14 protein-coding genes are annotated in these 13982 nt (G+C 60.4%); 5 read left to right on the top strand and 9 right to left on the bottom strand.

Annotated elements, in window-relative coordinates:
- Positions 1 to 47 precede the first annotated feature (47 nt).
- Positions 48 to 2117, bottom strand: a complete 2070-nt coding sequence (locus tag QXZ94_RS18375) for an AMP-binding protein (protein ID WP_315721597.1) — start codon at positions 2115 to 2117, stop codon at positions 48 to 50.
- A gap of 383 nt (positions 2118 to 2500) precedes the next feature.
- Positions 2501 to 2725: an MbtH family protein gene (locus QXZ94_RS18380; protein ID WP_315721598.1), complete on the bottom strand. Its 225-nt coding sequence runs from the start codon at positions 2723 to 2725 to the stop codon at positions 2501 to 2503.
- A gap of 362 nt (positions 2726 to 3087) precedes the next feature.
- Between QXZ94_RS18380 and QXZ94_RS18385 the strand changes: the two genes are divergently transcribed.
- From QXZ94_RS18385 to QXZ94_RS18405, 5 genes are all read left to right on the top strand, one after another.
- Entirely contained in the window at positions 3088 to 3855 is a 768-nt protein-coding gene (locus QXZ94_RS18385; protein ID WP_315721599.1) for a thioesterase II family protein, read from the top strand.
- Between the two features lie 586 nt (positions 3856 to 4441).
- A complete protein-coding gene (locus QXZ94_RS18390) occupies positions 4442 to 4690 on the top strand; it encodes a type II toxin-antitoxin system RelE/ParE family toxin (protein WP_315721600.1) in 249 nt (82 codons plus the stop codon).
- 12 nt (positions 4691 to 4702) lie between these two features.
- The gene (locus QXZ94_RS18395; RefSeq protein WP_315721601.1) at positions 4703 to 5149 is read left to right on the top strand and encodes a helix-turn-helix transcriptional regulator; all 447 of its coding nucleotides are present in this window, start codon (positions 4703 to 4705) and stop codon (positions 5147 to 5149) included.
- The gene (locus QXZ94_RS18400) at positions 5146 to 5508 is read left to right on the top strand and encodes a hypothetical protein (protein ID WP_315721602.1); all 363 of its coding nucleotides are present in this window, start codon (positions 5146 to 5148) and stop codon (positions 5506 to 5508) included. The genes QXZ94_RS18395 and QXZ94_RS18400 overlap by 4 nt, the downstream gene beginning before the upstream one ends.
- Positions 5495 to 6184 carry a hypothetical protein gene (locus tag QXZ94_RS18405; protein ID WP_315721603.1) on the top strand — a complete coding sequence of 230 codons (690 nt, stop codon included), beginning with the start codon at positions 5495 to 5497 and terminating at the stop codon, positions 6182 to 6184. Before QXZ94_RS18400 ends, QXZ94_RS18405 begins: the two co-directional genes overlap by 14 nt.
- Before the next feature lie 67 nt (positions 6185 to 6251).
- On the opposite strand, the gene QXZ94_RS18410 is transcribed toward QXZ94_RS18405, so the two are convergent.
- The 7 genes from QXZ94_RS18410 to QXZ94_RS18440 all read right to left on the bottom strand — a co-directional run bounded on the left by QXZ94_RS18410 (position 6252) and on the right by QXZ94_RS18440 (position 13962).
- The gene (locus QXZ94_RS18410; protein ID WP_315721604.1) at positions 6252 to 7451 is read right to left on the bottom strand and encodes an IS256 family transposase; all 1200 of its coding nucleotides are present in this window, start codon (positions 7449 to 7451) and stop codon (positions 6252 to 6254) included.
- A 538-nt stretch (positions 7452 to 7989) separates the two neighbouring features.
- Positions 7990 to 8625, bottom strand: a complete 636-nt coding sequence (locus QXZ94_RS18415) for a hypothetical protein (protein WP_315721605.1) — start codon at positions 8623 to 8625, stop codon at positions 7990 to 7992.
- A gap of 607 nt (positions 8626 to 9232) precedes the next feature.
- Positions 9233 to 10366: an MBL fold metallo-hydrolase gene (locus tag QXZ94_RS18420; RefSeq protein ID WP_315721606.1), complete on the bottom strand. Its 1134-nt coding sequence runs from the start codon at positions 10364 to 10366 to the stop codon at positions 9233 to 9235.
- A 514-nt stretch (positions 10367 to 10880) separates the two neighbouring features.
- Positions 10881 to 11573, bottom strand: a complete 693-nt coding sequence (locus tag QXZ94_RS18425; protein WP_315721607.1) for a hypothetical protein — start codon at positions 11571 to 11573, stop codon at positions 10881 to 10883.
- Positions 11574 to 11994: 421 nt separating this feature from the next.
- Entirely contained in the window at positions 11995 to 12534 is a 540-nt protein-coding gene (locus QXZ94_RS18430) for a dATP/dGTP diphosphohydrolase domain-containing protein (protein WP_315721608.1), read from the bottom strand.
- Entirely contained in the window at positions 12518 to 12730 is a 213-nt protein-coding gene (locus QXZ94_RS18435; RefSeq protein WP_315721609.1) for a hypothetical protein, read from the bottom strand. Before QXZ94_RS18435 ends, QXZ94_RS18430 begins: the two co-directional genes overlap by 17 nt.
- Positions 12727 to 13962 carry a hypothetical protein gene (locus tag QXZ94_RS18440; RefSeq protein WP_315721610.1) on the bottom strand — a complete coding sequence of 412 codons (1236 nt, stop codon included), beginning with the start codon at positions 13960 to 13962 and terminating at the stop codon, positions 12727 to 12729. The genes QXZ94_RS18435 and QXZ94_RS18440 overlap by 4 nt, the downstream gene beginning before the upstream one ends.
- Between the last annotated feature and the right edge of the window lie 20 nt (positions 13963 to 13982).

Consider the following 13982-nt stretch of genomic DNA (forward strand, 5'->3'; position numbering starts at 1 on the left):
CGATCGGTGATCTTGTTGGATAGTCGCGAAGGACTATCAGCGAAGGGTCAGGTCTGGCCTGCACCCAATGCGCGTGCGACTTCGGTGTCGTCCATTCTGGCGACCTCCATAGCGAGACCCCGCAGCATGTCCGCCTCCGCCCACAGCGGAGAGACCAGCAGACGCGCCTGCAGCTCGCGTCCGAGCTCGGCGAGGCTGCAGTCCTGCCACAGCCTTGCCGAATCGATCCGCACCATGAAGTCGCTCTCGATCCTGCTCTTGATCCGCATCAGCCCGAGCGATGTCACGCCAAACGTCATCAATGGATCGTCCGGAGCGAGTCGATCGGCGTCGATGCCGGCCAGATCGCGCGCGACCTCGCGCAGATAGTCCTCGATCGATCGATCCTGCTGCGACCTCGTCTGCCCCTTCAGGGCGATGACGAGTTCGACCGCATCGAGCCGTTGCTCCTCTACGGCGGCCTCATCCAGATCCGAACTCCATTCGGCCTGGATCGGCAGCGATCCCTCGGCCAGCATCGCCCGGGCGCGGGAGCGCTGGATCTTGCCGCTCGACGTCTTCGGCAACAGCCGATGTTGCGTCACGACCACGCGCGACAGCTCGATGCCATGCCGCGCCGACACCGCGGCCCGTACGGTCTCGAGCACGGCTGCAGTGTCGCGCCAGCCGCGCCTCGGCTGCTCGATCAGCAGGATCGGCCGCTCGGATGCGCGATCGGGCGTCGTAAACGCGGCGGCTTCGGCGATCTCAGGAACGGCTTCGCGCGCCGTCAGCTCGACGTCCTGCGGATAGACGTTCTGGCCATTGACGATCATGACGTCCTTGATTCGCCCGCAGACATAGAGCGTACCGTCACGCATGACGCCGAGATCGCCCGTCCGCAGATACGGACCTTCGCCGCCGGCGAGATGCGCGCCGAACACGCGCGCGCTCTCATCCGGATTTCGCCAGTAGCCCGGCCCGGTCGTCGAGCCGTCGATCCAGATCTCGCCGATCGCATCGGGCGCGCAGAGCCGCCGTGTGTCCGGGTCGACGATGAGGATGCGATGCTCGGGGCTGGGCACACCGCATGACGGCAGCCTATATGTATCATCGGCGCATCCGGCATCTGCGATCTCGCGCCGCTTCATCGCCGTGTGCGAGACGGTCAGTGCCGACTGCCCGCCCCACACAGGCCCGCCGGACACCAGCAGCGTCGCTTCGGCCAGCCCGTAGAAGGGACACATGGCGCGACGATCGAGCCCATAGGGGCCGAAGCGGTCGGCGAAACGATCCATTGTCTGCTGATTGATCGGCTCGGCGCCGGATCCGGCGACACGCCAGTGCCGAAGATCGAGACCGACGCAATCTTCTTCGGCGACCTGCCGAAGGCAGAGATCGTAGGCGAAGTTCGGCGCGATCGTGATCGTGCCGCCGAACCGCGAGATTGCCTCGAGCCAGCGGACCGGGCGTGCGACGAAGGCCGCTGGCGGCATCAGAACCGCGGTCGCGCCGTGATAGAGCGAGGTGCAGATGCTACCGAACAGGCCCAGATCGTGGAAATGCGGCACCCAGCTGACCCACACCGAGCCAGTATCGAGCTCGGCCTGATGGCCGAGCAGCAGCGCGTTGCGCGCCGCATTGCCATGCGTCACCGCGACACCGCGCGGAAGCCCGGTCGAGCCGGACGTATACTGCAGCACGCAGAGATCGTCGGGGGACGGGGCGATCAGCTCGCTCTCGTCAACGCCCTCGAGCGCAAGCGTATCCGTCGCAAGGGTCTTCAGCGGACGGCCCGAAGCGGACACCAGGCCATCGAGCCGTGACTGTAGCGACGCCGATGTCAGCATCATCGCCGGCTCGGCATTCTCGATCAGCGCAGCGATCGCGCCGCCGCCGCCCGCGCGACGCGGCAGGGCAAGCGGCACGGCCACGACGCCGGCGTAGAGCACGCCGAAGAACGCGCTCACGAACTCGAGCCCGGGCGGGTAGACCATTAAGACCCGGTCGCCGCGCTTCAGTCCCGCCTCGCGCAGCCGCCCCGCGATGCGCGATGCCGCGCAATCAAGCTCGGCATAGCTGGTATCGACCGTCTCCGACGCCGCGGGCAGAAAGCGGAACGCGGCCCGGTCAGGCATCGCTCGCGCGCTCAACCGCAGCGCTTCTGCCATTGTCGCGGCACCCGCACTCACGGCACCGCTGGTCACTGCAGTTCTGGATCTCATCATCGGCCTTGTCCCCAGCCGAACGCATCACAACTACGTCCGCCGGCAGTACGGCGAACATCGGTTACTCGCAGGCAACACATCACCCTGCCGCAACACCCCTACGGGGCGCGGCCCCTGACCGCCGTCACGCCAACGCAACGCGCAGACCACCGATCCACCCACCAGGATCAGCCACGCCCGCGGCTTGACGCCGAACAGCGACACTCGGATTGATGTGAAACGCCAGGACGTTGCTGCGGGCATCACCGATCCAACTTCAGCGGGGATCACGGCGGTGCGGGCAGACGCCGAGGCTATGACGCTTCCGCCATGCGACGGCGCAAGCTCAGAGGCCTCATATCGGTCCAAACCTCGTCAACATGCTTCAGACACTCGGCCTTCGATCCGCGCATCCCGACTGCGCGCCAGCCCTCGGGAATCGCCCGCTCGGCGAACCAGATCGAATATTGCTCCTCATCGTTGACTACGACGACGAACTCTTCCTCGGCCGGCGCCGTCGGCTTCGCATTGGCATGCATGAGCTTGACCTCCTTGTTATCACTGACCGCTGCAACACGCGCCTCACGAAGCGCAACACATCGGCCAGCAAGCCGAGCAAGAAGGAACGACTCGCGAAGAGCGCGATCGGACCTGTTAGCTCGCCCTGTATCTTCACTAATACAGGATTCTCCCCCTACTTCAATACCAATGTAGAGCTGGAATGCACTTTAGGTTGTAAACTCTGTCTAACGTTTTTTTGAACCGCCGAAGGCATCGCGCAGAGCGCATCACCACAAAACATTTACAAACAACGGCAACGTCACCACGATCGAAGTGAGAAGCTGCAACTCATGCCGACACCAGACGTTCCCCATCATCAACTACGCACAATGAGATACACATGAGTGCAACGATTTCTCTTTATTGCTTGCCTTATGCTGGCGGAAGCGGTCGCGTGTTCGGAGCGTGGCAGGACATCTTCCATCCCGACATCAAGATTGTTTCCATCGACTATCCCGGACGTGGAACCCGCATGCGCGAGCCGTTGCTTGAGTCGATCGCACGCATTGCGGACGACGTCGCGGAGACGATCGCGTCTGATTGTCGATCGCGCTACGCGTTGTTCGGGCACAGCATGGGCAGCCTGGTCGCGTTCGAGTTGTGTCATCGTCTCATTCATCGTTACGGCTCACGGCCTGCGCTGCTCGCCGTGTCCGGACATCGGGCCCCGGGAACAGCACGAAGAACGCGGGCGATCCATGACGCCACGGATGCGGACTTCATTGCGCATCTGCGCGAGCTCGGCGCGACCCCACCCGAGGTGATCGCAGCGGATGATCTCATGGCCCTGCTGCTTCCGATCCTGCGCGCCGACTTTCGTGCCTGCGAGACCTATGTGCCGGAGAGGCGCGGCGGCCTGTCAGTTCCGATCGTCGCCTATGGCGGCCTCGATGATGTCGAGGTCGATGTGACCGATCTCCGCGGGTGGCGCAACGAGACCGCGGGTTCCTGCATCGTTCGGATGTTTCCGGGCAATCATTTCTACATCCGAGATCATGCCGTCACCGTCGCCGCGGCCTTGCAACACGACCTTCGAACGGCACTCGCCGCGACGACAAGTCCGGACACGGACGACAGGGAAGCTGCCGAAGCCATCCGAAACTTTTGAGGACGGCCGCTGTGTCGAAGGGATGACAGCCGCACGGGTGGCGCGCGCATGTCCATCGTCGCGCCCCGCTGATCTGCGGAGAGACATATCGAGGCAACGATCAAGGGAGTGTGGGGAAAGTTGGTAGCGGGGGTCCGACTCCATCAAAGCCCCTCCCCAAAATGCCTGCCCTTTTCAGTGTTTGCGGCCAAGCTGGCTTAGGATTCGGAGAGCATCCGACATTCAAGGCAGCCGCGCCGTACTCCTCGGTTCATTCCCCTTCGACGGGGCGGCCGTGTCCGCTCATTCTGCACAAGCGGACGGTTGCGACGGAGACCGCATGTCCGCTAAGGGCCGAAGGCAGCCCTTGGCCAGCATTCCGCTTCAGGCCTGGTTTGAGATTGCGAGCGGACACCCACAAGGATAAACGCGCCCGCCCCCCATTATGAGACAAAGCGCAAGGCCGGTTGCCGTCCTCCCAGCTTTCGTTTCCACGGTGCATGGTTACCATGCTCCCCGACGCCATTGAAACTTTCCTGCGCGCCTCGGCGCGAATATCGCCATTAGCAATTGACAAAAATATTGCTATGAGCGATATTTTATCGCTATGAAAACGATCGCGTACACCCTCACCGCAATGACCGCCCTTAAGCGCCATGCCAACAGGGCTAAGCTGATCCGGTCTAAGATCGAGCAGTATGCGGCAGACCCACCAGTCCAAGCGCGCAATGTCAAGGCGCTGGTGGGAAGCGACCGTTTGCGGTTGCGCGTTCAAGACTTTCGCGTCCTGTTTACAGAGACTGCGGACACCATCACCATTCACGACATCGGCCCGCGCGGCGGGATTTATGACTAAGGACACACCGACATGCCCGTGATGACCAAAACCCCGCAAGGCGACGACATCGTGATCTTGTCCCGCAAGGAATACGATCAGCTGATTGCTGCAGCCAACGAAGACGCCGCCGACGCGGAAACCCTGCGCCGCTCGATCGCTCGCGTGGAGAGCGGCAAGGAAGAAATATTTAGTAGCGCCGAGGTCGATGCATTTCTTGCGGCGAAAACGCCGCTTGCATTCTTCCGTAAGAAGCGCGGCTTGAGCCAAGATGAACTCGCCAGACGTGCGGGTATCACGCAAGGCTACCTTTCCGAGATCGAGGTCGGGCGCAAAAGCGGCGACGTTCAAACCCTGCGCAAGCTGGCAGACGCGCTGAAAGTGACACTCGATAGCTTGGTGCAGGACGGACCGAGCGAGGACCACGCGCCGCAACCGCGCGGGAAGAAGCGCAAGACATCGAAGGCCGCCGCCGTATGACCAGCGAGCACCACGATAAGGCCCTGGCGATCGTTCGCGCCTGGAAACAGGAGCAAGGCTTTCCGCTGCTTTCGCCTGATGCATGCCGCGATCTCGCTGCGCAGATTGCGTGCGCGCTCGGCGAAGGCGGGACGCGAGGAGACAGCCCACCGACGAAAACGACAGCAGAACAAACAACGGTTCGGCTGATCCGGCACGCCGAAAGCTATGAGGTCCGCGTGAGCCGATTTTATTACTTCGACGACAACCCCGGCCGGGCCACCATCACCGGCCGCCCCGCCCCGGATACGGCCCTCGCGGCAGCACACGCCTTTGCCCGCGCACAACGGAAGGAAGTGCAACACTATGTCGATTCCTGAACCCGCTAATAGCTTGCACCCCCACGACAAGCTTTTCTACACAATCATTGCATGGCTAGCGATCCCGGTCGCGCTGATTGGTGGTTCTATCATCGCCTGGCTCACCGGCTCGCTCGCTGGCAACCTCACGCTCTCTCTCGTGATCCTTGGATTCGTGGGGATGGCTATCGGCACCAGCTTCGCCCTAGAAAACAAACTTCTGCCGTCCAGATACCCAAGTCCGGTGATGATTGGGATTGCCGCCCTGACATGGCTGCTTGTCGCATGGCAGACTTGGATAAGCCTTCGCGCTCCAACTCAGGGCTATACGCAAGCCCAGCTAGACGAGGCGATTGCGAAATCTCTAGACCCGGTCCAGAAGGCGCTCGATGCGGAGATCAAGAAAACGAATGCTGCTGTCTCGGCAGAGCAGAATGCCAACCGTCGATTGGAGCAATTAGCTCAACCTTCTAAGCAAACTGCAGCCTATCCTCAGGTATTCGGCACCACCTGCGCATTCAATCTGGTTTCTGCCGCGCAAGCGTTTTGGGCTCGCTCTCCCAAGGGGGCCGGCATTCTTATTACTGGAGCGCAGGAGAACGAGCAGCTAAGGAAAAATCTATTCGCGACTTTTTCGATCGGTTTGTCGCAGCAGAGAAAGCTCGATCCAACCAGCGTCAAAGAAGCGGGGATATGATCGTGTCCCACAGAGTGGTGTAGCTGGCACGGTGGGTCACCGGGCAATCCGGTGCGGGCCGAGCTGGTCAGCCTGCCACAGCGGGCAGGCCAGCAATTGGATCATCGCTCAAAGGCGCGATGGTTTCCAGCGTCATGTAGCGGGCGCGCTGGACGGCCCACTCGTCGTTCTGTTCGAGCAGGATCGCACCGACGAGACGGACGATGGCTTCCTCGTTGGGGAAGATGCCGACGACCTCGGTACGGCGCTTGATCTCGCCATTGACCCGCTCGATTGGATTGGTCGAGTGCAGCTTGGCGCGGTGCTGCGCCGGGAAGCTCATATAGGCGAGCACGTCAGGCTCGGCGTCATCCATGAGGGCAGCGAGCTTCGGCACCTTGGGACGAAGCTGATCGGCGACCTTGCGCCATTGCGCCTTGGCTGCCTCGGCGTCGTCCTGGGCGAAGGCCGTGGCGATGAAGGCGGAGACCACGCGACGTCCGCTCTTGCCGGCATGGGCGAGAACGTTGCGCATGAAGTGAACGCGGCAACGCTGCCAAGTGGCATTGAGCACCTTGGCGACGGTGGCCTTGATACCCTCGTGAGCATCCGAGATCACGAGCTTGACGCCACGCAAACCTCGGCGGGCGAGCTTGCGCAGGAACGCAGTCCAGAACGTCTCGGCCTCGGATGGGCCGACGTCCATACCCAGCACCTCGCGCCGGCCGTCGCTGTTGACGCCGATCGCGACGATCACCGCGACCGAGACGATGCGCCCGTTCTGGCGCACCTTCACGTAGGTGGCATCGATCCACAGATACGGCCAGTCGCCCTCGATCGGACGGGCGAGGAAGGCCTTCACCTTGTCGTCGATCTCGCCACAGAGCCGGCTCACCTGGCTCTTGGAGATGCCGCTCATCCCCATCGCCTGAACGAGATCGTCGACCGAGCGGGTCGAGACGCCCTGGACGTAGGCTTCCTGGATCACGGCCGTCAGCGCCTTCTCAGCCATCCGGCGCGGCTCCAGGAAGCCCGGGAAGTAGCTTCCCTTGCGCAGCTTGGGAATACGCAGTTCGACCGCACCGGCGCGCGTCTCCCAGGTGCGGTCACGGTACCCGTTGCGCTGCGCCAGACGCTCGGAGCTCTTCTCGCCATAGGCGGCTCCGGTCAGCCCGGCGACCTCCATCTCCATCAACCGCTGGGCTGCAAAGCCGATCATCTCGCGCAGAAGATCCGCGTCCGGGGCCTTCTCCACGAGCGCGCGAAGGTTCATCATCTCGTCGGTCATCGGTGGTTCCTCGAATCAGGTTGGTGTCAGCAACCCGACCCTACCGGGCAATCGCCGGTGACCACCGCAAAGCCGTCCACCCGCTACGGCGCTATGGGGGAGCGCGCGGGCGGACGGCTTTGCTATACCGAGTTACACCACGCCCGGAGACACGACCGGGGATATGGCTAGATGGGCCAAACAACGCTCGCGACCTTGATGCACCTCGCCTCACCCCTAGCGACCAAAATGGCATCACTATTCATGGGAATGATCCCGAAGATACATTGAGCATAAATTGGGGCAACAACTTCGTGGTTCGACGTACAGCAAAGGTACCCGAGGGACTAGCAGCCTACTACAAGGTGCCTTCAATCGTCTGGATAGAAGTCGGCCCCGGCGATCCCTGGGTCAACCGCGGCTCAAATTGCCCGCCGTTTTGATCGACGGATAAAAGTGGCGGCTTTCCACTGCCTTTCGCCCGATGTGCCGCGAACTCGCCGGGCGGATCCGTGCCGCGCTGCGGCGAAGCCTCTGAAGCCGGCCGCGAGGAGGCGCCCTAGCGATGGGAGTGATCACGCTCCGCACGCCGTTCTACGGCCTCGCGGCTTGTCATGAGAAATGAATAGCCCTTGCTCGCCACGAGCAAACTATCGATATCAACCGAACTTTTACGCCGTTCGGTAGCAGGCTGCATACCCAATAAGCTTGACCAGCCAATTTGATGAGAGAGCCAGAACTTCGCAGGGATATCCTCCCAAATCGCGCTCCGCCCCCTTTTCCCCCAGACAGGAAAGTCACCGTCCGCAGCGCCTTGTAGGAATGCCTCTAACGCTTCACTTGCGCGCGATCTCGCCTCAGCACCGCCTGCATCCACGTCGGAAAATCTCTTGCCCCAAACACCTAACGAAAGAAAAGCGACAGCCTCGCCCACATCAACATTTCGGCGAAATACCTCCTCCCGCGCAAGTCGCATCCCTAACGCCTGCACCTGCAAATGTTGCGTTCGCCACAATCGGAATGCAGCGTAGATTAGCGCGGAATACGCTAAAAATGCCCAGATCAGAGGTTGGTACTTCTGGTCGGCAAAAACCGAAACGGCGGCAAACGGCACACTAAAGCTACCGCTCATCGCGGCCAGAAAATCCGCTCTCAAAGCGCCAGCAAACGCTTTAAACTCACTACCGATGCTCACGCGCCGATATCCTCTAGCCTTGGCAGTTGCGCCCTCATTCGAGCGCTAGATCTGTCAGTCCGGGAATTCAGGGCAAGCTAGCTCAACCTCATCTATGGCATTCCTTCGCTCTGTTCTCGCCTCGGCGATTCGTTCGCGCTTGGCGTCGCCTGGGGATAGTGTCCGACGCCCAAGAGAATCGGCGTCGGTCTGATTGCACTTGCACATAAAGCCTCCGCTAAGTTGGGCGCGTATTCTTCCGCAATGCTACCAGCCGTTGGCGTACGCGCCGACGTCTGTCAGAGCTATCAACAGGGGAATTGAATGCTCTAAGCCGATACTTTCCCCCGTCCGGGTCGTCAAAATCCGCCCAGCCGCCGCACCCCAAGGCGAGAACCAACGCAATTGCAAAACGACATGTGCGGGTCTCCCCTACCTTAACAAGGGAGAGTCCAAGGTTCGATCCCTTGTGCGCCCATCATCAAGCCCTTGAAATGAAGCGTCTTTTCCATTCGCCGCCTTAGGTTCGAGATGCATCTCACGACGCATTTTGGCGCCAAATGACGAACAGATGCGCCCACAATCCGCCCAGCGCGTTCAAGGAACTAGATTGCTGTTCCCTGTCCGATCACGATGAACTTGTCATTTGAGGCCCCCCGAAAGCCGCGTAGTCCCCGCGATATGCGCAAGCATTTTTGTATTGCCGCTCAAGGCTGGTATTCCCAGCCTCGTCGACCACGATCGACACGTCACCTTGGCAAGGCTGAACAGTATCCACGCCCGTCGCGACCTCGCGTATCCAGCGCTGCAATCGCGGGTCGAGGTTTGGAAGACTAACGAGCTTTTGAGCGTTGGCGCCACATTGAGGGATAAGGTTGGTGCAGTATGGTTTCACTCCATGTTGCTCCATCCACTTGATTACTTCGATGCTGGGGTGGCTATGCCCATCGGCAGAGGTGATGCCGGCCCTATCGCCTTGAACCGAGAACAATTGGGCCAACACATCATCCGGGCAATCCCGGCGTGAACCGTGGTGAGGTAAGTTGACCACAGATGCCATAATAGGCGCCTCGGTGTTCGTCTCCCAACGCCTTCGATCTCTCCAATTCGCGACGGTACCATCACCCCCAAGAACGATCGCCGTCCCGCCGTAAGAGAACTGCAAGGCAAGACTGATTTCGTTCTCACGAAAGGTGTTTAGGACAAAACCGTCCTGCCTCTCGATCTGTTGGATGTATCCACCTTTCGCTCGATTGGGAGGAAGGATCGTAGCGATCGAAACGCCGCTAAAGCCGGTTGGTCCAAGCGCCAAGTATTCTCCGGCGCATTCGTGCCAATCAAGCGAGCGGGCTCTCGCCCTTTCGTCTGCCCATTTTATTATGCTAAGGAGTTCCACGGCTTCCTTTACCGGCTCTCCCTCAGACGAATTTTTAATTTCCCGCAGCTTTTCAGCGAGCTTCTTTAGGCGTGCACGGTTGTGGATCAGCCCCCCGAAGGGGCATGAGAAGAAATAGTCTATCGAGCCGTCGTAGGCCTGGATGATCCGATAGAGACCCTTAAAGTGATCAGTATGCGGATGCGTTAGGCAAACAAACGAAAGACGCTTTGCGCCCAGTTGGCGCAGCTTCGTGAGCGCACGAGGTTCGGTTTCTCCCTTCGGCACATTGCTATCAACAACGCCGAACACTTTCTCGGCACCGTTGTCAAATTCAACAATTGCAGAGTGTCCGTGCCCGACGTTCAGAACGTGAATAGTTAGCATTAAAGTGGATCGTCAACATCCAAGCATCAGCGCTCAAAGGGTATCTATCCACGCATCCAATTCTGCTTCGCTGGGAAGCAGCTCACGTGGGGAAGGTGACCGGGCCTGTACTACCGGACGTTGATAGCCGCCACTTCGATCTAGAGAGACCGAAATTGTCCGACCGTAGGCCCGAAGCTCGGGAGGGAAAAGAACAGTTGGTAAGTTGATCTCAATATCCTGGCCGCCTACACGGCACTGCACAGTAATGGTTTCCTCATAAACCTGGGAGACCACGCCAGCAATTCCCTGCTCAGGAACGACATCAGCTGAGGGCTCTATGTGTGTTGAACCCGCAGGAGGTGAATCAATCGGCCGATTTCGCGGGCCTAGGGTCCCCTCAGGAACAAGCAAAGAGGGTGGCGCCCGCTCTCCGCTCTCGGTTAGCCGTGGCACACCACCCGCGCGATGTGCGGTCCGGATCTGGTTCCGATCGAGCTGAGCGCTTTGAGCCATCATTTTGCAAATCCGTTAGTCAATGCGCTTTGCGGCAAAACTCAATAAAATTGGCAGCTTTGGCTACCTTTGTCGAGCTCCATCTGAACAGGGAGTGTTCCGAGAAAGATAATTTCGTCTCGTAAATATCTATGTCGAAAAATAAGTCATTTCCCCCAAGAGGTTCGCTCGCATCTCCCCACTTGATGGCAAATGCCATTTCGGAGTTTTTGCGAACGTAAGGGCCGAATTGCACCCGAAACCCGAGTCCGTCGTCACTCTTTCCCTCGTAGACCATTGCCACGTCGTTCGTTCGACCAAGCGTCCGCTCTAATCCGTCCCGGAACACCGGAACGGCAATTTCGCATACCCTCTCTCGGGCGGAACGGCCGGTTTTTTCCGCGAACTGCTCCACGCAAACGAGCCGGACTCCGGCTCGGTTGAGGACCCTCACATCCGCAAGCTTCAGTGCTTCTCTCACAATCCGGTCGGTCGCCCTAAACAGAGGGCTCTCGAACAATCGCTCAATATCAATTCCGACAGGCCACTCTATGCTGCCGTTCAAGCTGTCAATTTCCCACGAGAAATGGGTGTGCGAGATGTCGCGCTCGGTCCTTTCGGCAGCAAAGGAAAGAGGAACGGTCGCAGGACCTGACTCATTCCAAAACCCGCCAACGGTTTCGTTGAGTACCCGCAGAGCGGAGCCTCTGTTGTCCAAGTAGGCGTAGCTCACGTCAAAATCCAGACGCCACAGTATCCGGATAACTCGAGCCATGACAGCCCACCCAATAGTTAACGTTCTGTACCCTGCATACCATTATAGCCGCGCTCAGTGTAGAAAGGGTGACCATCTTGGGGCAGCGCCGGCCCGGCCGGTACCTCGCCGCCCAGGAAGGTCCCCACGTGCCGTCGGAACCACCTCACCATTCGCTGCCGCCGAGAACTTTGCCCTTCATCGGCGGAACATTCGTGCACTTCAGCCTGCGGGCATTTTAACAACCGAGGCGGAGCTTGTGCTCTCTCGGCAACTTGCCCGGGCAGCCGGCACCGAAAGCAACAGACAATAGAACAAAAGACGAACTCCGAGTCGCGGTCGCCGCCTGGATCATTCTACGAGTCCGCCTTAACCCGAGAAGTAATATTTACGAAATTGACTAGCCAACGGTACGCCCAGGGCCGCGCTTGCCGGCGTCGAGATAGCGCGCCACCGGCTGGGGAAACGCTTCTGCAAGCAACTTCATCTTGCTGTTTAGGTCGTCGAGAAAGGCGGCGGGGGCCCGCGGTGGTCGGTCGTCGATCCATCGGCCATGAATTTGCGCGGCGCGCAACACCATCAACGAGGCGATTGCTTTCGAGATGTGATGCAAGCCCGCCTTGCTTTCAGCGTCGCAATCCTCGCCGAGATTCCAGAACTGGAATTGATGCCGGTCGCAGGCGTCCATATAGACGCTCGCGCGCGGTTTGGCGACGAGATAGTTATGCCCGCCATACTTGAAACCGCCCTCGGCAAGCGCGAGCGCCACCTCAAAAACGACTTCCATCGGCAGCCACGACAAGCACGCCTTGAGCGTTCCGAACGCGTCTTTCGGGTTGTTTGTCTTGTCGGTCGGCGCCGGCTCGCTGCCGTAGTCGCACGCGGGGTCATTGCAGCTCAGCGCGCCGCAACCGGTCGGTTCGCTACATTTTCTTGCCATTCGCTTTGCTCTTGCGTTTAACGCGGCGAGCGGCGGCGGTGAGCCGGCGATCGCGTCGCGCCCTGAAATACAAAACACCGTCCTCGATCACGTGCACGAGGCCGCAATCGCAGCATTGATCGACGAGACCTCGCCGAACCGGCCGCACCCACTCGCCGTCTTGGAGTTGCTGATAACCGTCTCGGCGCTTGCTCATGCCGCGCGCCTCATCGAGGGCGGCGGGATGTTGCGGATCACGCGGCCCTCGGGACCGTCCTTTTTGTGCAGCGTGATCAGTTGCAACGATTGCGACGAGCGCCACGCGCCGCCGAACGCATGCGAGTCCTTGTCGGCGATCGTCGAGAACGACTCGACCCGCACGTCGCCGTGCGTGTCAACTTTCTCGTTGTGAATGTGGCCGTACACAAACCAGTGATAGGCCGTGCGGCCCCATGCCTCGCGCTGATCGACAGCCATCGCCATTGCCATGCGCGAGGGCGGCGCCTTGTCGCCATGCGCGCAGCCGAGCAGCGTCGCGCCAAACTGCCGATAATAGATATCGGAAGGAAACGCGATCTTGACTCGCTTGTTGCGCGAATAGAAGCACGACAGTGCGAGCGCCAGGGCGGCGGCGGCCTCGGGATCGTGGTTTCCGGGAATGTTGACGACCTCGACGAGCTCGTGCCGGCGCAAGCCGAGCTCGATCACGTCAATGAACAGCCGGACGCCCGTGCGCAGCACCTTGAACCAACGCCCGTCAACGTCGAGTTGGTGCTTGCTCTTTGGCGTGACGTTGCGCTGATCGTTGGCGTGATACCAGTCGCCGAGGTTCGCGATCAACAACTCGCGGGCGCGCGGCGCACGGCTCATCACCTCCGCCGATGTGCTCAACACCCGCTTGCGCGCGATGTTGAGATCGTAGTCGGCGCCAGTCTGCTCGCCCCATGACAGCATTCCGATATGCGGATCAGCGATCGGCAGCACGTTGAGCAAATCCCGATCGGTGCTCACCGGCTTGCGGATGATCGGCGCCCGGCCGTCATAGGCGCTGAACTCGGCCTTGAGCGCCTCGATCAGTTTCGGCGCAGCGCTATCGGCCTTCGTCTTGATCCATTGATGCCGGATGCGCCCCTCTGCATCGACAAACGCCGAGGCCCCTTTGAGGATCTGGCCCGGCGCCATCTGGAACACCGGGCCGCTTTCCTTGTGCTGCGTTACCCATTCCTTTTCGACGTTGCCGGCCTTGTCGAGTTGCGCCGAGGATCGCTTGAGCTCATAGCCGGGCAACACCGGCTTGAAGCCGAGCAGCCCCTTTTCCGCTGCACGCTTCACCCGCTCATGCATCGCCGTTTTCGACAGGCCGAGCGCGCGCGCGGCCTTGCGCTCCGAACCATGCTCTTTGTATGCCGCAGCCGCTTTCGCGAGCTCGGCGTCGCTCAATTCAGTCATGTGTGAGTGTGCCCCTTGCC

Source organism: Bradyrhizobium sp. SZCCHNS2022 (assembly GCF_032377575.1).
GTDB lineage: Bacteria > Pseudomonadota > Alphaproteobacteria > Rhizobiales > Xanthobacteraceae > Bradyrhizobium > Bradyrhizobium aeschynomenes.

What these genes read in the sequence shown, in the direction of transcription:
- QXZ94_RS18400 (WP_315721602.1), top strand. Translation starts at nt 5,146, where the DNA reads ATGACCAGCGAGCACCACGATAAGGCCCTGGCGATCGTTCGCGCCTGG.
- QXZ94_RS18440 (WP_315721610.1), bottom strand. Translation starts at nt 13,962, where the DNA reads ATGACTGAATTGAGCGACGCCGAGCTCGCGAAAGCGGCTGCGGCATAC.
- QXZ94_RS18395 (WP_315721601.1), top strand. Translation starts at nt 4,703, where the DNA reads ATGCCCGTGATGACCAAAACCCCGCAAGGCGACGACATCGTGATCTTG.
- QXZ94_RS18435 (WP_315721609.1), bottom strand. Translation starts at nt 12,730, where the DNA reads ATGAGCAAGCGCCGAGACGGTTATCAGCAACTCCAAGACGGCGAGTGG.
- QXZ94_RS18380 (WP_315721598.1), bottom strand. Translation starts at nt 2,725, where the DNA reads ATGCATGCCAATGCGAAGCCGACGGCGCCGGCCGAGGAAGAGTTCGTC.
- QXZ94_RS18385 (WP_315721599.1), top strand. Translation starts at nt 3,088, where the DNA reads ATGAGTGCAACGATTTCTCTTTATTGCTTGCCTTATGCTGGCGGAAGC.
- QXZ94_RS18375 (WP_315721597.1), bottom strand. Translation starts at nt 2,117, where the DNA reads ATGCCTGACCGGGCCGCGTTCCGCTTTCTGCCCGCGGCGTCGGAGACG.
- QXZ94_RS18405 (WP_315721603.1), top strand. Translation starts at nt 5,495, where the DNA reads ATGTCGATTCCTGAACCCGCTAATAGCTTGCACCCCCACGACAAGCTT.
- QXZ94_RS18420 (WP_315721606.1), bottom strand. Translation starts at nt 10,366, where the DNA reads ATGCTAACTATTCACGTTCTGAACGTCGGGCACGGACACTCTGCAATT.
- QXZ94_RS18390 (WP_315721600.1), top strand. Translation starts at nt 4,442, where the DNA reads ATGAAAACGATCGCGTACACCCTCACCGCAATGACCGCCCTTAAGCGC.
- QXZ94_RS18410 (WP_315721604.1), bottom strand. Translation starts at nt 7,451, where the DNA reads ATGACCGACGAGATGATGAACCTTCGCGCGCTCGTGGAGAAGGCCCCG.
- QXZ94_RS18430 (WP_315721608.1), bottom strand. Translation starts at nt 12,534, where the DNA reads ATGGCAAGAAAATGTAGCGAACCGACCGGTTGCGGCGCGCTGAGCTGC.